This is a genomic window from Actinopolyspora lacussalsi, from assembly GCA_030803735.1.
Classification (GTDB): Bacteria; Actinomycetota; Actinomycetes; order Mycobacteriales; family Pseudonocardiaceae; genus Actinopolyspora; species Actinopolyspora lacussalsi.
Genome location: JAURUC010000001.1, coordinates 3,967,991 through 3,989,728, shown reverse-complemented (window position 1 = coordinate 3,989,728; position 21,738 = coordinate 3,967,991). Strand labels below are relative to the sequence as shown.

The following is a 21,738-nucleotide window of genomic DNA, read 5'->3' as shown; positions in this document are numbered from 1 at the left end:
CCGGCACCTACACGAGCGCGTCCGGCAGCATCGCGGGGCCGACCTGCTGCTGGCGTTTGGCGTGCTCGTCCAGCAACATCTCCGCCTCGTGGGCGAATTCCGCGTAAGCCGCCTGCTCGCTGTCGAACCGACGATACTTGCCCACCCGGAGCTCTACCGAATGATATTCACGTTCCAGCGCGTCCGCGGTTCGCTGCAGGTTGATCCCTCGTTCGCGGTACTTGGCAAAGCCGGACAGTGCGGCGGTCAACGCGACCAGCAGGCTCGCCCCCACCACGGCCCAACGGACGTCGGCCATCGTGACCGAGATCGCCGCGATCACCGAAGTCACGATCGCACCGGAAATGATCACGACTTGCAAAGTGTTGTGCACCCGACGAAAACGCCGGGCCTGCCTGCGATAAGCACGAATCGCGTCGGGCAGGTAGGCCCGATAACGCTTGTGCGCCGCGAGCAGGTCACCGCCGGAGCCGACGTCGTCGAGCGACTGCTCACGTCGAGCCTGGTTCAGTTCGCGCAGTTCGATCGCCATATCGCGTACTTTGAAGTACTGCCGGTAGAGCAGGAAGGCCGACCCCACCACGGAGATCACCGAAATCACCGAAACGAGTGTCGACAACTTCCATCCCGGACCCCAGCCCGACGCGAACCAGCTCACGATCAACGCGACCAGCGCCACGTTGGCGGGAAGTGCCCACACCGCCAACAGGCGTCGTAACAGCAGCGCCCGGTGCACCTGTTCGGAGAGGTCCGCGATGCGTCGGGCGACGTCATCGGGATCTGATTCGGCGGAGAGCACACCTCCCCCGACAATCCCCGTGCTGACCTCGGTACTGCTCATCACACGATCCCTTCACGGCGTCACTGTGATCGAAATAGCTCAACAGCGTTACTGCAATCGGCTGACGGAGTGACGCCCAGAGTGGCCGAATAACGCTACGCATTCAGTCCCCCGCAGGGCGGCATCGACACCGTTCACCGGCAGTCACCGACCCGTCACATCATCCACGAGACGCCAGCCGCGCGGTCAGGCGCGTCACGGACACGGAGCACCCCCGGATGGCGAAGTTCGCACGGACACGAGGAAAACATACAATAGGTCCACAATGGACTTACAGTCCACGCCCGGATCGCCACGATGATGACGGCACGCCTCCACCCCGGCGGCATCTCCCCCACACCCCGCCGGGCCACCCCCACGTGAGCGGATCGTCGCACACTACCCACCCGAAGCGAGAGCAACGGAGTTTCCCGAAAAAGGCATCACTCAATCGCTTTACCACACGAACAGATGACGTATTCGCCGCCCGGAATGAATACGAGCCAACAGAAAACACGAGTAACACCCGCACAGGATCGCGACAATTCCACCCCCGTTCGAGCAACCAGGAAGACGTTTCGATCGAAACCCTCAAACCGAAAGGTGCCATATTACCTGTACAGCGAAAACACAACCGAGCACCCCCGAAAACCGGCGGCACGCACCCGAACGAACCGGTACCGAGAAACGAAGATTTTCCAGCGCCCGAATTCGACCGGAGAAGCACCTAGCGCACCGAGAACGGAGCATCGTCCCTTCCGGCATCCCGGTCAGAATATTTTTCACATCCACCCGTGCGGCGTAGCGCGGAAAAACCTCATGTTTTCCGGGCGATCCGCCCCGCCGACCGAGCGGAAACCGAGACACCGGCGGGGGCGCACCCGCGACACTTCCGCTCACGAAAGCGTCTCGGAACCGCAGCCGATCAGCCGATGACCACCGTGCAGGTGTCACTCGGTCGAAACTTCCCGGGGGTCCCGACATCCGCCAACCACACCGCTAGCGGCAGCGGTCCGCTGTGCCGCATCCCGTCCGGCACCCACGCCCGTCCGGACCGCACCAGGATCAACAGCCCAGTTTCGTCACCCACCGGGTCGAAGTTCTCGGAACTAGGTCCGAACGAGGTGATCCCGGAGCGACGCGCCAGCTCGGCAGCGGTTACGGACACATCGTCCACCGCGACGGCGACCTCGCTGATGGAGGCGATGTGCTCGGGCCCGAAGTCCTCCGGCGCCGGGCGGTGTCGCACCCGCCTCCGGGCGATCAGCTCCAGCACTTCGCCGTCGGGGCCGAGGAAGTAGACCGAACGCGCGTTCCACCCGGCGGGGCCCTCGAACTCGTGCTCGCCGGTATCGGCGGAGCGCAGCAGCGGAACGCGTTCCGCCAACCACGAGACCGCGGCGTCGAAGTTCTCGGTGGGAACGTCGAAAGCCAGGTGATGTGCCGCCGCGGTGGCGGGGCCGGGGGTCAACCACAACTCGCTGGAACCGATCGTGACCCGGGCGGCACCCTCGTCGTGCGAGACCGACAGCCCCAGGAGATCGCGGTAGAAGGCCACCGCCGCCGCTAGGTCACTCACGTGGTGTTCGACCGTCGAGATCCGCATCGTTTCCTCCCGCAAGGGTACCTACCCATGACTCCGAACCGTTCGGGTTCCACCCGCTCGATCGATCCGGTAACGCGGCGAACCTAGATCTTCGAGCGCACTCGAAGTCAATGCCGCGGTTCCGGTGGAGACACGGCCGAATCACGCGGCGGAGACACGTAGGGCGGCGGGCGTGCACAGGTGGGCGGCGATCATCCGAACACCGGCTCGCCGTGTTCGAGGTAGACGGTCCCACCCAGCTCACGTGCCGTGAGGGCCCCACGCAGCCTGCGGGCCAACCTCGGGATCAGGTACTCGTCGAACTCAACCACCGGCACCCACTCCCAGTGGTCCAGCTCGTCGAAGTCGAGCCGGATGCGCTGTTCGTCCTCGGCCAGCTCCCCGCAGTCGAAGACCCAGAGCAGCTTGTCGGGTTCGCTGTCGGTGGGTGCCCAGTCCACGACCAGTATCCGACTCGGATACCGCCGAATCCCCAGCTCCTCGTCCAGTTCTCTGACACATGCTCGCGCCGGTGACTCACCCGGCTCCACGTACCCACCGGGGATGTCCCACCGGTTGCCGTAGGTCTTGCGGACGAGCAGCACCTCTCCGCCTGCAGCGACGAACAGCGCACCGGCCGCCATCCTCGAAACGGTCGTCCCGAACTCGTCCGCCATGGGCAAACCCTAGGTGCCGGGGTGGCGCGATGTCGGTGCCGACACCCCGGCGATCCCGCCCTCGGGTCGGTGCACCCGCTACCGCTCTTCGATCGGCTCGACGACGGGAGGTCCTGTCGGGCACGTCGGCGGCGGCGAGTGCTCGTTTCAGAGCGTGTACTCCAACCGGAGCAGTCCGTGCTCGAACTCGACGGAGCGACTCGCTATGCCGGTGAGTTCTCCGGTCCCTGATGTGGGGACGATGGTGCCGTAGGTGCGCTGCTCCGTCCCGTCCGCGAGCCCACCGTGCTGCAGCACGAAGGTGCCGTGCCGACCGTCGAGCGTGCCCTCGAAGCGTTCGGAGATCACGTAGCCCCCGCCGGAGGACCCTCCGGCGGTGAGCACCACGCCGGTGCCCGTGCCGTCGAGCACGCCCTGGTACCGCTTACGGATCGAGACCCTGGACAGTCTGGGGCCCTCCGCCGGTTCGTCGTAGACGGACTCGTCCCACTCCAGAACCTCGAACGGGATCTCGACGGTGCGGCTCTCGTGTTGCTCGGTCATGGGCCGAAGCTATCGCTCGGTATAGACATCACGGGGTGTTCGGGGCATCACGGGGTGTTCGGGGTCAGCCGCTGCGGTGGGTGTCAATTTCTCGCGAAATCGCCGAGCGGGGGCGAGGAGGCGAAGCGGCGGGGCGAACCGAGCCGAAACGAGAACCGGCCGTCTCCCGCGTCGCGGAAAACGGCCGGTCACCGGTGGAGCCGCCTAGGGGAGTCGAACCCCTGACCTACGCATTACGAGTGCGTCGCTCTGACCGACTGAGCTAAGGCGGCGAAACCGAGTACAAGTGTAGCGGGTACGTGAACGTCACCCGTAGCCCCCCGGCTCGTTGAGAAGTGGAGTGATGACGATCACGGGAATACCGGAAGGTGCTGGATGCGCATACCCCCTGTCCACCGGATCGCGATCTGTTCCGCCGTCTCGTTCGCCGTCGCGTGTCTGAGCCTTCCCGCCGCGACCGCGCAGAGCACACCCCCGGAAACCCCCACTCCCTCCCCCGAGATCCCGGGACAACCTCCCGGCAGGAGCGAGCCGGAGAAGCCGGTTCCCGGGCCGGTGGTGGCCGAGGCGGGCACCGGCATCGGTCTGCTGCGGGTGCTGCCGAACGCGGTTCCGGGCGAGTCGATCCTGGACGCTCCCGAGTTCGACGAGCAGTTGCCCAGGCAAGCACTGGTGGAAACCGGGATGGGCCTGGCAACGGCCAAGGCCAACTCGGAGGCGTACCTCGCCCAGGAGCACGCGATCGCCGAGTCCGCACCGTTCGGATTCGCCGTGGGAGGCGACGCACCCGCACTGCCCGGCTCACTGGCGCAGACCGCGGTACCCGATCACGCCGAGCCCAGGACCAGAGGTCTGGAACCACCGTCCACTCCGCTGGACAAGTTGCTCGACCTCGGCCTGCTGAAAGGCAACGTGCACGCCCGCTGGGACGAGAAGCTCGGCCCCTGCGTGGAACCGATCGCCGATGCCGAGACCACGCTGGCGAGCATCTCGGCGCTGAACGTGCTGCCTTCGCTGCAGAGCCGGGAGGACGAACTCGCCGAGAAGGTCTCCAGCGGTACGAGTGAGCTCGCCGCCGACGAGGCCGGGGCACTGCGCGACGGATTGAGCCAACTGGCCGGACCGCTCGAACAACTGGGGGGCCTGCTGGGAGGCGCGGGAAGCTCCGGCGCGTCCGGTTCGGTGCTGCGGGTTCCCGAGATCATGCACGCCCGCTCCAACGTGCGACTGGTGGACGTGGCGGAGCAGGACAACAAGGCGGTCCGCTCCACCTCGCGGTTCGACGTCGCCAGCATCCGGCTGTTCGCGGGGACCTCGCAGGAACTGCGCATCGACATCGTCAGCCAACCGACCCTCACCGCCACGGCCACCGGCGATCCGAAAACATCCACGGTGGACTACAGTGCACCGGTACTGCGGGTCAGCCGCGGGGGCGAGGAACTGTTCACGTTGGACGCGGCCAACCCCGAGTTCGAACTTCCGATCGGCATCCCGCTGCCCACCTCGGGCCTCGACTCCGACGTTCCGCTGGTCGGGCACTCGGACGAGTCCGGGGTGCTGGACATCGGCGTGCTGCGGCTCAGTCTCGGCGAGCTGACCGAGCAGCGGGACGGGACCGCGGTACGCGCGGGAGCACGGCTGCTGGACCTGAAGATCCTGCCGAACGAGCTGCTCGGCTTCTCCAGCGCACTCGCCCAGATCTCGTTCGGCGAGCAGTTCGCCAGGGCGAACGCGCCGGAGGGCGGTGTCGACTGCTCGACCTCGACCCAGCCGCCGACCACCACCCCACCTGCGTCCGGGGGCGACTCCCCGCCACTGGCGAAGACCTCGGGGGCCTACCATGCGGTGCCGCTGTTCTGGACCGGAACGGCCCTGTTGTTGCTGGGTGCGGTGCTGGTGGCTGCACTGCCGCGCCGCCGGGGGTGAGCGCGGCGGATCATCGGTGGAGTTCGGCGGCCAACGCCTCCACGGCGATGATCGGTTTGACGTTGCGGTCCAGCGCGGTTCGGCAGCGCAGCACCGCTTCCAACCGGCGCAGGGCGGTCTCGGAGGTCCACTCCGCGGCCGCCCGGCGTGCCTGGCTCGCGAAATCAGGATGGTTCAGCGGCACCTCGGCCCCGAACCCGAGGGCCAGCACGTCCCGGTAGAACCCGGCGAGATCGACCAGCGCCAGGTCCAGCGCGTCCCGCTGTGAGCGGGTGGCGCGGGCCTTCTGCTTCTTCTCCAGTTCCTTCAGCGCCGCGTTGGCGCCCCTGGTGGCCGAGGAGGTCCCCTTGCCGGTGCCACCGGCACCCATCGCGGTACGCAGCTCCTCCTTCTCGGCCTCGTCGCGCGACTGGTTGGCCTCGCCGGCCTCGGCCTCGGCGGCGCGGACCAACCCGCTCGCCTCGCTGAAGACCTCGGACAGACCGCGCAGCCCGAGCGGGATGCGCAACACGGCCTCGCGGCGTTCCCTGGCCTGCTGGTCGGTGGCCAGCCGACGAGCACGATCGACGTGTCCGCCGCACACCGAGGCCGCCCAGTCGGCCATGGACCGCTCGACGCCCTCCCGGTGGTGCAGCACCTCGGCGATCGCCTCCGTGAGCGGGGTGCGCAACTGCACGCCACGGCACCGGGAGCGGATGGTCACCGGCACGTCGGCGGGATGGTCCGAGGGCGAGCACAGCAGGAACACGGTGCGCGCGGGGGGTTCCTCGACCGCTTTGAGCAGGGCGTTGGCCGCGCCCTCCGTGAGCCGGTCGGCGTCCTCGATGAGCACGACCCGCCAGAGACCGGTGTTGGGGCGTCGGGCCGCGGCCTGCACCAGCGAACGCATCTCGGCGACCGAGATCGAGAGACCTTCCGGGACCACCGTGGTGACATCGGCGTGCGTGCCCGCGAGTGCCGTCTCGCAGGCGACGCACTCGCCGCAGCCGACCGTTTCCGGGTCGGTGCACTGCAACGCTCCCGCGAACGCGCGGGCCATGACGGGATGTCCCGAACCCGGTGGACCGGTGAACAGCCAGGCGTGGGTCATGGCTCCCGTGGCGGTGTCGCGCCCCGCCAGCCGGTCACGTGCCGCCCGAGCGGCCTCGCGCAGGGTGCGCACGGCTTCGGGCTGGCCGACGACCTCGGCCCAGATGCCCTCGGGCTCCCGCTCGGCGACGGCCCCGGCTGCCGGGGCCGTTGTCTCGCTTGCCATCGCCGGTACCTCGAAACCCGATCACGTGTTGGAACGGTCCGCGGCTCGCTGTCCCTTCGAACTCGCGGACGCGGAACTCCCGGTCTTGGAACCGTTGCTCTTGGTGGCCGAGCTCTTGGTGGCCGAGCTCTTCCCGCCCGTGGAGCTCTTGCTCGCCGAACTCTTGGTTCCGGAGCCACTCGACTTCCCGCCCGCGGACTTCTTGGCGGTACTCTTGCCGCTCGAACCGCTGGTACCGCTCTTGGTGCCGCTGCCCGAGGTGCCGGATCCCGAGGAACCGTTGCCGCCACCGGACTTGGAACCGCTCTTGCTGCCGTTGGAGCCGGAGCCACCGGACTTCTTGCCGCCCTTCTTGGCGGGAGCCTTGGCGCGTCGTTCGGCGACCAGCTCGACGGCACGTTCCTTGGTCAGCTCTTCGACGCTGTCGCCCTTGCGCAGCGAGGCGTTCGTCTCGCCGTCGGTGACGTACGGGCCGAACCGTCCGTCCTTGACCACCAGGTTCCGGCCGGTGTCCGGTTCCTCGCCGAGCTCGCGCAGCGGAGGCGCCGCCGCCCTGCGACCACGCTGCTTCGGTTGCGCGTAGATGGCGCGGGCCTCCTCCAGCGTGATCGCGAAGATCTGCTCCTCGTTGTCCAACGAACGCGAGTCACTGCCCCGCTTCAGGTAAGGCCCGTAACGGCCGTTCTGCGCGGTGATCTCCTCCCCGGTGTCGGGGTCGGTCCCCACCGTCCGGGGCAACGAGAGCAACCGCAGCGCGTCCTGCAACGTCACCGTGTCCAGCGACATAGATTTGAACAGGCTGGCCGTGCGCGGCTTGGTCTTGGTGCCCTCCGGCAGGATCTCGGTGACGTAGGGCCCGAACCGCCCGTCCTTGGCGACGACCTCGTGGCCGGTCTCCGGATCGGTACCGAGGGTGTTGCCCTCCATCGGGGTGGCGAACAGCTTCTCGGCCACCTGGGGAGTCAGCTCGTCCGGCGGCAACGCGTCCGGCAGGTTCGCGCGCTGCGACTCGCCGTTGCCCTCGCCCGACGTGGAAGCGCTGCGTTCGAGGTAGGGCCCGTAGCGGCCGACCCGGACGTAGACCGTGCGCCCGTCGTCGTCGGTGAACATCGGGATGGAGTTGACCTGCCGGGCGTCGATCTCCTCCACACCGGAGCCGACGAGCTTCTTCAACCCGCCGGCACGGCCGATGGAGTCCTGCGGACCGATGTCACCACCGAAGTAGAACCCGTTGAGCCACTTGGTGCGCTGCTGGGCGCCCTCGGCTATCCGGTCGAGTTCGTCCTCCAACGCGGCGGTGAAGTCGTAGTCCACCAGCCTGGAGAAGTGCTGCTCCAGCAACCCCACCACGGCGAACGCGATCCAGGAGGGAACCAGTGCCGAGCCCTTGCGCCAGACGTAGCCGCGTTCCTGGATGGTGCTGATGATGGAGGCGTAGGTGGAGGGACGTCCGATCCCCAGCTCTTCCAGGGCCTTGACCAGGCTGGCCTCGGTGTAGCGGGCGGGCGGGCTGGTGGTGTGCCCGTCCGGGTCGAGTTCGCCCGCCGAGACCCGCTGCCCCTCGACGAGGCGAGGCAGTCTCGACTCCGCGTCGTCGGCCACCCCACCGGCCTCGGAGTCCACCGACTCGACGTAGGCCTTGAGGAAACCGGCGAAGGTGATCGTGCGGCCGGAGGCGGCGAAGGTGCACTCCTCCCCGCTCGTGGCGGTGCCGGTGACCCGCACCGACATGGTCGTCCCCTTGGCGTCGGCCATCTGGGAGGCGATGGTGCGCTGCCAGATCAGCTCATAGAGCTTGGAGCCGTCGGTGTCCAGTTCCGAGGAGACCTGGCGCGGGGTGCGGAAGTTCTCCCCGGCCGGACGGATGGCCTCGTGGGCCTCCTGCGCGTTCTTGACCTTGCGGGTGTACTGCCTGGCCTGCGCGGACAGGTAGTCGTTGCCGTACAGTTCCCCGGCCTGCTGCCGCGCCGCCGCGATAGCGGTGTCCGACAGCGTCGTGGAGTCCGTACGCATGTAGGTGATGTAGCCGTTCTCGTAGAGCCGCTGCGCGGTCCGCATGGTGCGGTCGGCCGAGAACCTGAGCTTTCGCCCCGCCTCCTGTTGCAGCGTGGAGGTCATGAACGGCGCGTAGGGCTTGCGCGTGTAGGGCTTCTCCTCGACGGCGGAGACGGTCAGCTCGGTGTCGGCCAGCCCCTCGGCGAGCGCACGGGCACGCGGTTCGTCCAGCACCAGGGCGTCGCCGGTGAGCTCGCCGTCCGGGCCGAAGTCACGTCCGGTAGCCAGCCTGGAGCCGTCGACGTTGACCAGCCGGGCACCGAAACCGCCCTGCCGGCCGGGCTGCTCGTCGTCGGCGGTGTGCAGCGTGGCGGCGATGTCCCAGTAGGAGGCGGGCACGAACCGGATGCGCTCCCGTTCCCGCTGCACGACGATGCGGGTCGCCACCGACTGCACCCGACCCGCCGAGAGCTTCGGCATGACCTTCTTCCACAACACGGGGCTGACCTCGTAGCCGTAGAGCCGGTCCAGGATGCGGCGGGTCTCCTGCGCGTCCACCAGGTCGTTGTCGAGCTCGCGGGGGTTGGCCGCGGCGGCCCGAATGGCGGACTCGGTGATCTCGTGGAACACCATCCGGTACACCGGGACGGAGGGCTGCAACGTCTCCTGCAGGTGCCAGGCGATCGCCTCGCCCTCCCGATCGCCATCGGTGGCGAGATAGAGCTCCTCGGCGTCGGACAGCGCCTCGCGGAGTTCCTCGACCGTGTCCTGCTTGTCGTCGGTCACCAGGTACAGCGGTTCGAAGTCGTTGTCCACGTTCACGCCGAAGCGTGCCCAGGACTGCCCCTTGTAGTCGGCCGGAACGTCGGCGGCACCGCGCGGGAGGTCCCGGATGTGGCCGCGCGACGACTCGACCTGGTAGTCCGAGCCGAGGAAGGAAGCGATCTTGCGCGCCTTGGCCGGGGACTCGACGATCACCAACCGCCGACCGCCGGAGCTCCCGGTGGATGCCTTAGAAGCGCGCCCCTTGGCGCCGTCCTTCTTCGTCCGTGTCGAGCCAGCCACGCCTACCTGCTCTCGTCTGGAGGTGTCCGATCCGTCAGTGTGCACCGTGTCCGGTCCTGTTCGCCGTCCCGGGGAACGCACAGCGTGACACACGCCGCCCCGGTTCCGCGCGCTTCACCAGGCCGAACGTCCCCTACCTCGGCAGTGTTCCGCCATGACGCCCACGAGGAGGTGTGTCGAACGACTCACGGCGACAGCGGCCATGCTCCCCCAGGAGCGCCGTTCGGCGCGGGTCCGACGAGCTCGGCCAACCGAGTCAGGCGACGCCGTCCCACGATCCGCAACGCGGGCTCCGCACCCGGCGAACCGACCGTCCTGGCTGGTAGGCCCGCACGACCGAGTGACGAAACAAGCGGCCCGTGAGTCTCCGGCACGCTCGGATCCAGCCCGAGTAGATACCCCCCAGTGGTGGGGGCGCCCGCGATGAGCGTCCAGACGCGCAGCGCCGAACCATCCGGGTTGAATCCGTTCGGCACCGACTTTACCGCGCCGTGTAACCAACTCGCGGCCAGCTGGGTCAGATCGGCCCGGAACGAGGTCCGCAACAGTGATTCACCGCGCTCGGTGCGGGACACTTCCACGGGTACTCCTCGCGCCCGGAACATCTCGTGCAGTGCGCGGGCCCGCCAGGACTCGGCGAGCACGACGGAGAGGCGCGCTGCGGTGCCGCGCCCGAAACCGGTCACCTGGCCGTGGCCGCAGAGCAGGCCGGCCAGATCGGCGATACGAGCGGGCCGTGCCTCGGCCGAGAAGAACGAAAGCTGGCCCACTCCGGTGATCGTAGAGTCCCGCGCGCTCCGGGCGCCAGAGCACACGATCACCGGAACCGGGCCGGGGAACAACCACACGGCTTCCGAGCGCCGCGTTTTCTCGCGAAATCGCCGGGCCGCTGGACGGGGGACGCGGTGTGTACTGCGGCCCGGCCTGGGCGTTCGTCGATTTCTCGCGAAATCGCCGGGCCATCGACGCAGGCCGAACTCCCACCACGGCCGCAAGCCGCACTCCGACCATCCCGGCGGTCGGCACCGCCGCGGGTTCTCCGGTGCGGCTCTCGCGAGGAAGGCCCGACGTTGTGTAGGCCGCTACCCGATGTCGGGCCTCCCCGCAGCGAGAGCCGCACCAGAGGTTCCGCCACTGAAGTAACCACGGAAGACGAGGTGGTCACGGTTCCGAAATCACTTGGCGCCGTTGACGACCTCGTCCCCGGAGCTCTCGGCGATGGCGGTACTCCTCCGCTTGGAGGAGATCACCGCCGTGGCTATCACGAGGAAGCAGACCACCGCGATGGTGATCCGCAGCCCGAGCGAGGCATCGACCCCGACCGTCACGGTGACCACGGCGGGCGCCACCAGCACCGAAACCAGGTTCATCACCTTCAGCAGCGGGTTGATTGCGGGACCGGCGGTGTCCTTGAACGGATCGCCGACCGTGTCACCGATGACGGTGGCCTCGTGGGCGGGCGAGCCCTTGCCGCCGTGGTAACCGTCCTCGACCAGTTTCTTGGAGTTGTCCCAGGCACCGCCCGAGTTCGCCAGGAAGATCGCCATCAGGGTTCCCACCGCGATCGCACCGGCCAGGTAACCGGCCAGCGGCCCGACCCCGAGCCCGAAGCCGACCGCTATGGGAGCGAGAACCGCCAACAGCCCCGGCGTGGCCAACTCCCGCAGCGAGTCCCTGGTACAGATGTCGACCACCCGGCCGTACTCGGGACGCTCCGAACCGTCCATGATTCCAGGCTTGGCGGAGAACTGCCTGCGCACCTCATGCACAACCGCTCCCGCCGCCCGGGAGACCGCGTTGATGGCCAGTCCGGCGAACAGGAACACCACGGCGGCACCGATGATGACCCCGACGAGCACGTTCGGGGCGTACACCAGGAACTCGCCGACAGTGAGCTGAGCACCGATGGCGGCCAGTGCGCTGCCTATCGCGTCGCGGTACGAGCCGAACAGCGCGGTGGCCGCCAGTACGGCGGTGGCGATCGCGATGCCCTTCGTGATGGCCTTGGTGGTGTTGCCGACCGCGTCCAGCTCGGTGAGTACGGCCGCCCCCTCGCCCTCGAACTCGCCGGACATCTCCGCGATCCCCTGCGCGTTGTCGGCCACGGGACCGAAGGTGTCCATCGCGACGATCACGCCGACGGTGGTCAGCAGTCCGCAGCCCGCCAGCGCGACCGCGAACAGCGCCACCGATATGGAGCCGGACAACAGGAAGGCCCCGAACACCGCCGCCGCGATGACCAGCGCGGTGTAGACGGCCGACTCGAAACCGACCGAGAAACCGGTGAGTATCACCGTGGCCGGACCGGTGGTGGAGGACCTGCCGACGTCGCGTACCGGCCTGCGCTCGGTGGCGGTGAAGTAGCCGGTCAGTTTGAGGATGACGACGGCGAGCGCGATGCCGATGATCACGGAGACGAGCGCGACCACCGCGGGGTTGCCGCCGAGGTCGAGGATCCGGGGCGGAACTCCGGTCAGCTCGGCGTACGAACCGGGCAGGTAGAGCAGCGCGGCGATCGCGCAGGCGACGGCGGATATCGCCGCCGAGATGTAGAAGGAGCGGTTGATGGCGACCAGCGCGCCCTCGCCGCTTCGCGCCCTGGTGATGTAGACACCGAGCACGGCGGTGATCACCCCGATGGCGGGCACGATCAGCGGGAAGAGCAGTCCCTTGGTGCCGAACGCGGCGGTTCCCAGGATCAGCGAGGCCACCAGGGTGACCGCGTAGGACTCGAACAGATCGGCGGCCATTCCGGCACAGTCGCCGACGTTGTCACCCACGTTGTCCGCGATCGTGGCGGCGTTGCGCGGGTCGTCCTCCGGGATGTTCTGTTCCACCTTGCCGACCAGGTCGGCCCCGACGTCGGCCGCCTTGGTGAAGATTCCACCACCCACACGCATGAACATCGCCAGCAGCGCGGCACCGAATCCGAAGCCCTCCAGCACGCGTGGCGCCTGTCCCGCGTAGACCAGCACCACCAGCGCGGCGCCGAACAACCCCAGTCCGATGGTGGTCATGCCGACCACCCCGCCGGTGCGGAAAGCGATCCGCATCGCCTTGGTTCTGCCCGCGGTCGGGTCGTTGGCGGCAGCGGCGACACGCAGGTTGGCCCGCGTGGACAACCACATGCCGAGATAGCCGATGGCGGCGGAGAACGCCGCGCCGAACAGGAAGAACACCGATCTGCCGATCCGCTGCGCCGGTGTCTCGGCCGGGAGGGCGAACAGCAGCAGGAACACGATCACCGCGAAGAACGCCAGGGTGCGGAACTGGCGGTTGAGATAGGCCGAGGCACCTTCCTGGACGGCTCGGGCGATCTCGCGCATCCGCTCGGACCCCTCGGCCGCCGCCAGCACCTCACGGATGAGCACGTAGCCGAACACGAGAGCGGCCAGTGCGATGACCAGTACGATTCCGACGATCGTGTAATCGGCGGTGTCGAGCCGCAGCAGGGACGACGGCTCCTGGGCCAGGACGTGCCCACCGTGCGGCACGGCTCGCGGTTCCGCCGACGTGCCCGCGAATTCACCGCCCGGTGGCGCGGGCCGCGGTCCGGTGCTCGCGGCCCACCCGGACCGGGCAACGTTGAGCAGGGACATTCGTCCTCCTCGGTTGTGCTCGGGTCACGTGCCGGAGAGCTTCGGATCCGGCTTCGGACACCGGTGTCACACCGAGGCGAGCGGTGCTGCTCCGCCCCGTACGCGGTATCCGCGACCCTTTCCATACAAAGTGCTTCAATTCACTTTGTGATCTTCCGCTCGCTCCGGACTGCGCATTCTTCCACCATGGATCGATCAAGGCATCCGGATGATCACCCGTTCAGGGGGACGGTGCGGCGACTGAAGCGATGGAGATCGGCACGGGAGTGTCGGCACCGCGGACCGCACGCGGGCGTGTCCTTCCGCCCCCGGGAGGCGAACAGCACGGTGAGCCGCCCAGTGGAAGGCCCCGACGCACTCGCCCGGTGAGTTCGCCCGGTGAACTCACCGGGCGAGTCAGCACTGCGCGCACCACCGACGGTCGGTTGTGCGAGGCTCGGAACGTGAGTTCAACGGGACGCGACCGTGCGTACGGGGCGGACGGCGGGAACCGGCTGCTCGACAGGGTGCTGGCGGGCACACCCCCCGAGCGGTCCCCGGTACGCCACGTCGAACACCTCTCCGAACGCCCCGCCCGGCACGGCGAATGGCCGGACTGGGCACCGGACCGGCTGGTGACCGCGCTGCGCGCCCGAGGGACGGAGCGCCCCTGGATCCATCAACTGCGAGCGGCGGAACTCGCGCACGGCGGGGAGAACGTCGTGGTCGCCACGGGCACGGCCTCGGGCAAGTCGCTGGCCTACCAGCTTCCGGTGCTGACCCGGTTGGAGCTCGACAGCCGTGCCACCGCCCTGTACATCTCGCCCACCAAGGCACTCGGAACCGACCAGCTGCGTTCGGTCGCGGGACTCGACCTGCCGGGGGGACGGCCCGCCACCTATGACGGTGACACCCCCAACACGGAGCGGGACTGGGTACGGGCACACGCCAGATGGGTGTTCACCAATCCGGACATGCTGCACCACGGAATACTGCCCCGACACTCGCGCTGGTCCCGGTTCTTCCGGAACCTGAGCTACATCGTGGTCGACGAATGCCACACCTATCGGGGCGTTTTCGGCTCCCACATCGCGCTGCTGCTGCGCAGGCTGCGCCGTGTCGCGGAGCACTACGGGGCCGCCCCCGTCTTCGTGCTCGCCTCCGCCACCGTCGCCGAACCGGCCGAACTGGGCGGCACCCTGACCGGCCGGACCTGTCACGCGGTCACCGAGGACGGCTCCCCGCGCGGCGGGCGCACCGTGGTGCTGTGGGAACCACCGCTGCTGGAGGAGGTCACCGGGGAGAACGGGGCACCGGTCCGGCGCTCCGCCGGGGCGGAGACCGCGCGGATCATGAGCGACCTGGTGATCGAGTCGGCCCGTTGCCTGGCGTTCGTACGCTCCCGCGCGGGGGCCGAACTCGCGGCGCTGGGGGCGCGGCGCTCCCTGCGGGAAGTGGCACCGGAGCTGGCGAGCAGGGTGGCCGCCTACCGCGGCGGCTACCTGCCGGAACAACGCAGGGAACTGGAGCACGAACTTCACTCGGGCGAGTTACGTGCGCTGGCGACCACCAACGCCCTGGAGCTCGGGGTGGACATCTCCGGGCTGGACGCGGTGATCATCGCGGGCTACCCGGGAACCCTGGCCTCGCTGTGGCAGCAGGCGGGCCGCGCCGGTCGCGAGGGTGACGGAGCGCTGGTCGTTTTCGTGGCCAGGGACGACCCGCTGGACACCTACCTCGCCCACAACCCGGAGGCGGTTTTCGATCGCCCGGTGGAGGCCACGGTGCTGGATCCGGGCAATCCCCACCTGCTGCGACCGCACCTCGCCTGCGCCGCGGCCGAACTACCACTGGACGAACGGGCGCTGGAGGAGTTCGGCGGCGAGACGGCGCGGGAGAACGTGACGCGACTGACCGAGGCCGGAGAACTCCGCGCTCGCCGGAACGGGTGGTACTGGACGGCACGGCAACCACCGCACCACTCGGTGGAACTGCGCGGCTCCAGTGGGCAACAGACAGCCGTGGTGGAGAGTGACTCCGGCAGGCTGCTGGGAACGGTGGATCCGGAATCGGCCCACGGGCTCGTCCACCCGGGAGCCGTCTACCTGCACCAGGGCGAATCGTTCGTGGTGGACGAACTGGACCTCGACGAGGGAATCGCACTGGTCCACGCCGAGGATCCGGAGTGGAACACCTCACCACGCGAGGAAACCGACATCGCGGTGCTGCGCACCCTGCGGCAGCTGCGGACGTCGAACGGACTGTCGATCAACCTCGGCGAGGTGGAGGTCACCTCCAGGGTGACCGGGTATCTGCGCAGGCTCCCCAGCGGAGAAGTGCTGGATCAGCTGCCACTCGACCTCCCCGAACGGAGGCTGGCCACACGAGCGGTGTGGTACAGCCTCGACGAGGAACTGCTGGTGGGCAGCGCGCCGGGGGGCGCCGGGCTGGATCCGGCGCGCATCCCCGGCGCGCTGCATGCTGCCGAGCACGCGGCGATCGGCCTGCTACCGCTGTTCGCGACCTGTGACCGATGGGACATCGGCGGGGTGTCCACCGCGCTGCATCCGAACACCGGGGAGCCGACGGTGTTCGTCCACGACGGACACCCGGGGGGTGCCGGGTTCGCCGATCGCGGTTTCGCAGCGCTGTTCCCGTGGTTGGCCGCCACGCGGGAGGCGATCGTGGCCTGCGACTGCTCGGCCGGCTGCCCGTCCTGCGTTCAGTCACCGAAGTGCGGCAACGGCAACGAACCGCTGGACAAGGCGGGGGCAGTGGCGGTACTGGACGTGCTGCTGGCCGAACGGACCGATGCCGCACCGGCCTGAGCGCCGGTACCGCCGGATTCTGTTGTGAAACTACCGGGTTCCGGGGCTGGTGCCGAGGGAGTTTCCGCCCCCGCGCCCCGGTGAACCGAGGTGACGAGGCCCTGTCAGCCCGTGGCGGTGAGCACGCGATCACCGTGGAGCCGGTGCAGCCCGGTGGTCAGCGCGTCCTGGACGTGTGCCGGTTCGGGGAGCCGCCAACCGCAGAGCCGCGGCTTGACCCGCCAGTGCAGTACTCCGTTCGGGAAGGTCGAGGGCGGCAGCGGCAGCCAACTACCCGCCGCGTGCAGTCGCACGCCGTCCGCCGCTGCCAGCTCCTCGGACAACCGCTGACCGGCCGCGGTGAAGAAGTACCACCGGCCGTGGGGGGTGGCGGCGATCGGCGTGGGGGTTGCCAGCGCGCGCAGCGCGATCGCGGCCCGACGTCCGAGGTCCGCGTTCACCTCGATCGCCTCGATTCCCTCCCCCGTGGCCAACAGCACGCTGTAGGGATGTGTCGTCCACCAGCCGGCGACGTCGTCGGCATCGGCGCTCAGCAGTTCCCGCCAGTCGCGGCGCACCGGAAGCGGCCCCTGCCCGGTCTCATCGGTCGAACTCTCGCGGCCGACCCATCCGTCGGCCGACGGGTAGCTCCCCGGAAACACCGGCCAGCCGTGCGAAGCCAGTTCGAGGACCTGCACCCGCAGCTCGATCCGGAAGGCATTGCGCCAACCTTCCGTCGCCAAATCCATTCGTCACGCCTCCTTGTTCCGCGCTGGTACCTCCAAATAACGGCAAGCGAAGGCGTTTCGTACACCCCCGCGTCGACGACCGGTCACCGCAAGGCGATGAGCGTGATCCGGATAACAGAGCGGCCGAACTCGTAGCGGTAACGAGTGGTCCCGCCGCTACCACTCGTCGCGTGACGAGCGGTCTTCCACTGAGTGGACTTTCCGGGCGAAGCCGGACGAACCACATCCGAACGACGCGTTTGAACTCCACTGTGGACTTCGTATTCGGCTCGGCCGGTTCTGCCGGCTCTCCGTCCGGTTCGACGACGTACTCGCGGAGCGAGAACTCACGCCGGAGCTCGCCGCCGGAACCAGCCGCCGGAGCCGGCGCCGCGAACGAGAACGCACGGGGCTTCGATCAGTCCCGCCGATCGTCGACCGGCCCGGCCATCGCCCGCCCGGTCACGCGCCCGGTTCCCGGTGGTGCTACCGGGACCTCCAGTTCGGTGCGAACCCGTACCCGCCCACCGTCCATCAGGCATTCGGTCAGCGTGACGTTCATCCGCCGTGCGACCTCCCCCGCGCGGGAACAGGCATCGTGCCGCCCTTCGTGGCTGTGTGCCGCCGCTGCCAGGGCAGCCAGGTCGGCCGCGCCACGCACCCGATGACCCGCGACGAGCACCGCACCGAACTGGACCCCGATCCAGCACGCCGCGAGTACCGCCAGGGTCAGCACCGCGGCCGGGACCGTGGCACTGCCCCGGTCAGCCGAGTCACCGCCGGACCGGGCACGTCCCGCCGAGCTCATCCGGGAGACCCCGGAGTGCCGCCGGGGACGTCGCGCTGCCCGGCTTCCGGGATGTCCGCCCCCGCGACGCCGGGTTCGAGCGCCGCGTGCGCACGAGCGCGCAACCGGAGTGGAAGGACCTCCCCGAGCGGCCGGACGCCGACGGTGACCGTCACGTATCCGTTCGCGACGGTGGTGTGGTGCCGCGCGTTGTCCGGGGCCACGCGTTCCACGGCTCGTTCCGCGCGGACAACGTCCCCGCGGGCACGCAACCTGGCCGCCTCGACAGCGGCATCGGTGCAGCGGAGCTGGAGGAAAACGGCCGTGATCGCACCCAGCACCAGCAGGAAAACGGCCACCACCGAACAGATTCCCAGCGCGGCCTCCACGGTCACGCTTCCGGAATCGGGTTCGGTGTCGGCTCGGGTATCGCTTTCCGCGCGCACCGCCCCGCCCGAAGCGCCGCCGGTCAACGCGACTGCCCCGACAGCGCCTGCCGCAGCAGCGAGGTCAGCGCTTCGGTAACGAAATCACTGGTCACCAGCATGTACAGCACCGAGGCGAAAGCGGCCGCCGTCAACGTGCCGATGGCGTACTCGGCCGTGCTCATGCCGGACTCCCCGCGCAGCACGAGCCGGAGGCACCGGAGGAGTCCGTCCGGAATCCTCCGGAGCGACCCCCCGTGGAGATACTGGTACGTCCGTCGAATTCGTGCCATGTTCTCACTCCGTTCGTCGAACATCGGTGGTTTTCGGTAACCAGGGGGCGGTTCCTCCGAGTGCTCGGTCCGCGTGAACCGAGCGGTGCGTTCGAGCGGGTTCCGCCCCGGGCTCCCGGTTCGTCCTGCCGCCGGGCGACGCCCCCGCTCACCAGTGGCCCTGGAGTCGTTGGACCATCCCCAGCACGATCGGCAGCACACCGAGACAGAAGAACGACGGCAGAAAACACAGCCCCAGCGGTGCCGTCACCCGGACCGCCGCTCGCTCCGCATCGGCCATCGCCTTTTCCCGTGCGGCTGCTCGCTGCCGGGCGGCGATCTGCTCGGCGACTCGCGCGAGGCCGCTGCCGCTGCCCGCGCTGCGACGGGCCGCCCTGGCGAGTTCGGCGGTCTCCGGTCGCGCCACGGCGGATTCCCAGGCTGCGTCCGGATCGGCCCCGAGTGCGAGTGCTCGGGAAGCCTCGCGGAGTCCGTTGGCCGCTGAGGTGTCGAACTCGGTTGCCATCTCGTGCAACAGGGTTGTCGGCGGCAGCCCCGCCCGCAGTCCCGCGGCCAACAGTTCACAGCCCGCTGCCACTCGAGTCGGCGGAGTCGGAGGCGGCCTCCTCCCACGAACCAGTGCGAGGCGGCAGCCCCGCGCCGATACCGCACCCGCGCCGAGTGCCACGGTCAGGGCCGCCGAAGGACCGTGCGAGCCCAGCAGCACGACGACCGTGCCGAGCCCTACGGCCGAGCCGAGTGCGGCCGGGAGGAACATCTGCCGCGACACCGAGGTACGCAGCACATGAACGACTTTCACGCGTCCGGCACCCGACGCGTGGGACACGTCGCGTGTGCTGCCCGCGCGGCGCGCGGGCAGCACACCACGCAGCCTCCGAGCGGCGGCCCGGTCACCCAACAGCAGCAGAGCCGCCGTCACCATCGGCAGTACCGGCGGGTCGAGCACCGACAAGCCCGTGATCACCGAGGAGGCCGGGATCACTGACGCGCTCCGCTACCGGTCAGTCGTTGCACCCACAGCACACCGACGCACAGCAAACCGGTTCCCGACAGCAGCAGGACGTGTCCGAACGGGTCCGTCGTGAGCACGCCCAGGGCATCGGCCCCGCTGGCCTGCCCGAGCGCGAGTCCGAGCACGGGTAGAGCGATCAACACCGCGGCGGTGGCACGTGCCCCGGCCAGCTTGGCTCCGACGTCCCGCTCGGCCCGGAGCCGATGCTCCAGATCCGTCCGCGCGGTTTCGAGCAACCGCGCCAGCGGGATGCCGTATCGCTCGGCGAGTCGCCAACGACGCGCTATCCGGGCGGCATCCCGATGTACCTCGGCGGGCAGCGATCCGGTTCCGAACTCCCGGTCGGGGAGACCTCCCAGGCGCACCGTGGTCGCGAGGTCGGCGAAGAACCCGCTCACCTCGGTTGTGCTGTCGGTGGCGGCACTCTCGGCGGCGGCACCGGGATGCGTTCCCACCTCCAGTTCACCCACCAGCACCCGCAGTCCCGCTACCAGCGCTTCCAGCACCCGCAGTCGGCGTGCGGAACGCGCACGCCACCTGCGGTGTCGCTCGCCGATCGAGACCAGCAGCACGACGACGAGGGTCACCGTGACGTCCGCGAACGACACGAGCAGCACAACGCAGCCGAGTCCGAGAACGGGCACGACCGGCCGAGGCCACGAACGCGGAACGGAACCGGCCGGACCACGCAACAGCGCCAGTCTGTTCGCGGCCACTCGATCGGGCCAACCGAGCAGCAGCGCCGCCGACGCGAGCACCACGGACAGCGGAACCGCCGGTGTCCCCTGAGCATGTGGCGTCGTCAGCATTCGGCCCGCTCCGCTCCCGCCGCGAGCATGTCCAGCAGCTGCCGACGCCCCGCTCCCCAACCGGACTCGATTTCCCACGCCGGCCGCACCCGGGCTTCCGAACCGACCCGGTGCAGCACGCCTACCCCCGCGAGATGCCTCCCCCTGCGGGCGGTACGGCGCATGTGCAGCACCACCCGGATCGCGGCGGCGAGTTGGCTGTGCAGCGCGCGACGCCCCATACCGCTCTGCGCTCCGAGAGCCTCCAGCCGTGCCGGGACCTCCGCGGGCGAGTTGGCGTGCACCGTTCCGGCACCGCCCTCGTGACCGGTGTTGAGACAGTCGAGCAGCTCCCGGATCTCGGCACCGCGCGCTTCTCCGACCACTATCCGGTCCGGTCGCATGCGCAACGCCTGCCGCACGAGTTCGTTCATCCGTATCTGTCCGCTGCCCTCGATGTTGGGCGGCCGCGCCACCAGCCGAACCACGTGAGGGTGCACCGGATTGAGTTCCCGCGCCTCCTCCACGCACACGATGCGCTCGGTGTCGGGCACCTCCCCCAACAGCGCACCGAGCAGTGTCGTCTTACCGGAGCCGGTACTTCCCGTGACCAGAAAAGCCGGGCGCGCGGCCACTATCGAGCGCAGCAACGACCAGGTGTCGGAGTCGAACGCCGAGAGCCGCCACAGACTCGCCAGGTCGTGCACCGCCGGCCGCAGAATTCGCAGCGAGACGCACGTCCCGTCCGCGGCCACTGGGGCGAGTACCGCGTGCAACCGCACCGTGGTGCCCGCCGTGCTCTCGGGCAACCACCCGTCGACCCAGGGTTGGGCGTCGTCCAGTCTGCGACCCGCGGCCAGTGCCAGTCGCTGGGCGAGCCTGCGCACCTCCTCCTCGCTCGTGAAGCTCACCCCGGCACGTTCCAGGCCGGCTCCCCGGTCCACCCACACCTCGTCGGGACCGCTCACCAGAACGTCGGTGACATCGGAACGCCGCAGTAACGACTCCAGTGGTCCGGCTCCCAGGAACTCGCGGTGCAGCCGGCGGATCGTGCGGAGAACCTCGCCGTCGCCGAGCGGAGCTCCGCTCTCCTCACGTACGGCGGCGGCTATGGCGTGGGCGGTGAGGTCGCTCCCCTCGGAGACCAGACGTGCCCGTACCCGGTTCACGAGATTCTCGTCCACCCGCTCGGAGCAGGGCGTGTGCGACTCCGCGGTGGAGCCTCGCTCGGTGGACAGCCGCATCGTTCCCACCTCAGTTCCGTCCGGCGGTCGGGAAAGCACCCGCACCGCGTCGTCGTCCGCACCGATCACACTGCTCCGATCCGGACTCGGCGCCAATCCCGAACCTCACTTCCTGGGGACAAGCGGGCCTGTTGTGGACAAGCGGTCACCGAACAGCTGAGGACGAGGAGCCGACCGGCGTAGGAGTCACCACTGTCGAACCGGCGGACA

General features: G+C 69.1%; 17 protein-coding genes and 1 tRNA gene. 2 read left to right on the top strand and 16 right to left on the bottom strand.

Annotation, left to right across the window (positions count from 1 at the left end):
- Positions 1-7: 7 nt before the first annotated feature.
- The 5 genes from J2S53_RS17800 to J2S53_RS17780 form a co-directional block, all read right to left on the bottom strand.
- Positions 8-841 carry a DUF4231 domain-containing protein gene (locus J2S53_RS17800; protein WP_456241921.1) on the bottom strand — a complete coding sequence of 278 codons (834 nt, stop codon included), beginning with the start codon at positions 839-841 and terminating at the stop codon, positions 8-10.
- Positions 842-1,745: 904 nt separating this feature from the next.
- Complete coding sequence (locus J2S53_RS17795; protein ID WP_456241920.1) at positions 1,746-2,426, bottom strand: VOC family protein; 681 nt, start codon at positions 2,424-2,426, stop codon at positions 1,746-1,748.
- A 191-nt stretch (positions 2,427-2,617) separates the two neighbouring features.
- On the bottom strand, positions 2,618-3,082 hold the full coding sequence (locus J2S53_RS17790) for an NUDIX domain-containing protein (protein ID WP_456241919.1): 465 nt from the start codon (positions 3,080-3,082) through the stop codon (positions 2,618-2,620).
- Positions 3,083-3,229: 147 nt separating this feature from the next.
- Entirely contained in the window at positions 3,230-3,625 is a 396-nt protein-coding gene (locus J2S53_RS17785) for a DUF3224 domain-containing protein (protein WP_456241918.1), read from the bottom strand.
- 195 nt (positions 3,626-3,820) lie between these two features.
- Positions 3,821-3,897 (bottom strand) — tRNA-Thr (locus tag J2S53_RS17780).
- A 103-nt stretch (positions 3,898-4,000) separates the two neighbouring features.
- Between J2S53_RS17780 and J2S53_RS17775 the strand changes: the two genes are divergently transcribed.
- Positions 4,001-5,551, top strand: coding sequence for a hypothetical protein (locus tag J2S53_RS17775; protein WP_456241917.1), 1,551 nt, complete (start codon positions 4,001-4,003; stop codon positions 5,549-5,551).
- A 10-nt stretch (positions 5,552-5,561) separates the two neighbouring features.
- Here the strand turns inward: J2S53_RS17775 and J2S53_RS17770 are convergent, their stop codons facing one another.
- The 4 genes from J2S53_RS17770 to J2S53_RS17755 form a co-directional block, all read right to left on the bottom strand.
- Complete coding sequence (locus J2S53_RS17770) at positions 5,562-6,806, bottom strand: DNA polymerase III subunit delta' (protein ID WP_456241916.1); 1,245 nt, start codon at positions 6,804-6,806, stop codon at positions 5,562-5,564.
- A 21-nt stretch (positions 6,807-6,827) separates the two neighbouring features.
- The gene (gene topA, locus J2S53_RS17765) at positions 6,828-9,866 is read right to left on the bottom strand and encodes a type I DNA topoisomerase (protein ID WP_456241915.1); all 3,039 of its coding nucleotides are present in this window, start codon (positions 9,864-9,866) and stop codon (positions 6,828-6,830) included.
- Positions 9,867-10,051: 185 nt separating this feature from the next.
- Positions 10,052-10,636 (bottom strand): hypothetical protein, encoded by a 585-nt coding sequence (locus tag J2S53_RS17760; RefSeq protein WP_456241914.1) that lies wholly within the window; start codon positions 10,634-10,636, stop codon positions 10,052-10,054.
- 405 nt (positions 10,637-11,041) lie between these two features.
- Positions 11,042-13,465: a sodium-translocating pyrophosphatase gene (locus tag J2S53_RS17755; RefSeq protein WP_456241913.1), complete on the bottom strand. Its 2,424-nt coding sequence runs from the start codon at positions 13,463-13,465 to the stop codon at positions 11,042-11,044.
- A 248-nt stretch (positions 13,466-13,713) separates the two neighbouring features.
- On the opposite strand from J2S53_RS17755, the gene J2S53_RS17750 reads away from it, so the two are divergent.
- Positions 13,714-16,272, top strand: a complete 2,559-nt coding sequence (locus tag J2S53_RS17750) for a DEAD/DEAH box helicase (RefSeq protein ID WP_456241912.1) — start codon at positions 13,714-13,716, stop codon at positions 16,270-16,272.
- Positions 16,273-16,376: 104 nt separating this feature from the next.
- On the opposite strand, the gene J2S53_RS17745 is transcribed toward J2S53_RS17750, so the two are convergent.
- The 7 genes from J2S53_RS17745 to J2S53_RS17715 form a co-directional block, all read right to left on the bottom strand.
- Positions 16,377-17,000, bottom strand: a complete 624-nt coding sequence (locus tag J2S53_RS17745) for a bifunctional DNA primase/polymerase (protein WP_456241911.1) — start codon at positions 16,998-17,000, stop codon at positions 16,377-16,379.
- Positions 17,001-17,397: 397 nt separating this feature from the next.
- Positions 17,398-17,787, bottom strand: a complete 390-nt coding sequence (locus J2S53_RS17740) for an Rv3654c family TadE-like protein (protein WP_456241910.1) — start codon at positions 17,785-17,787, stop codon at positions 17,398-17,400.
- Complete coding sequence (locus J2S53_RS17735; protein ID WP_456241909.1) at positions 17,784-18,239, bottom strand: TadE family type IV pilus minor pilin; 456 nt, start codon at positions 18,237-18,239, stop codon at positions 17,784-17,786. Before J2S53_RS17735 ends, J2S53_RS17740 begins: the two co-directional genes overlap by 4 nt.
- Entirely contained in the window at positions 18,236-18,484 is a 249-nt protein-coding gene (locus J2S53_RS17730; RefSeq protein WP_456241908.1) for a DUF4244 domain-containing protein, read from the bottom strand. The genes J2S53_RS17735 and J2S53_RS17730 overlap by 4 nt, the downstream gene beginning before the upstream one ends.
- Before the next feature lie 148 nt (positions 18,485-18,632).
- Positions 18,633-19,466: a type II secretion system F family protein gene (locus tag J2S53_RS17725; RefSeq protein ID WP_456241907.1), complete on the bottom strand. Its 834-nt coding sequence runs from the start codon at positions 19,464-19,466 to the stop codon at positions 18,633-18,635.
- A complete protein-coding gene (locus J2S53_RS17720) occupies positions 19,463-20,305 on the bottom strand; it encodes a type II secretion system F family protein (protein WP_456241906.1) in 843 nt (280 codons plus the stop codon). Before J2S53_RS17720 ends, J2S53_RS17725 begins: the two co-directional genes overlap by 4 nt.
- Positions 20,299-21,528: a TadA family conjugal transfer-associated ATPase gene (locus J2S53_RS17715; RefSeq protein ID WP_456241905.1), complete on the bottom strand. Its 1,230-nt coding sequence runs from the start codon at positions 21,526-21,528 to the stop codon at positions 20,299-20,301. The genes J2S53_RS17720 and J2S53_RS17715 overlap by 7 nt, the downstream gene beginning before the upstream one ends.
- Positions 21,529-21,738 lie beyond the last annotated feature (210 nt).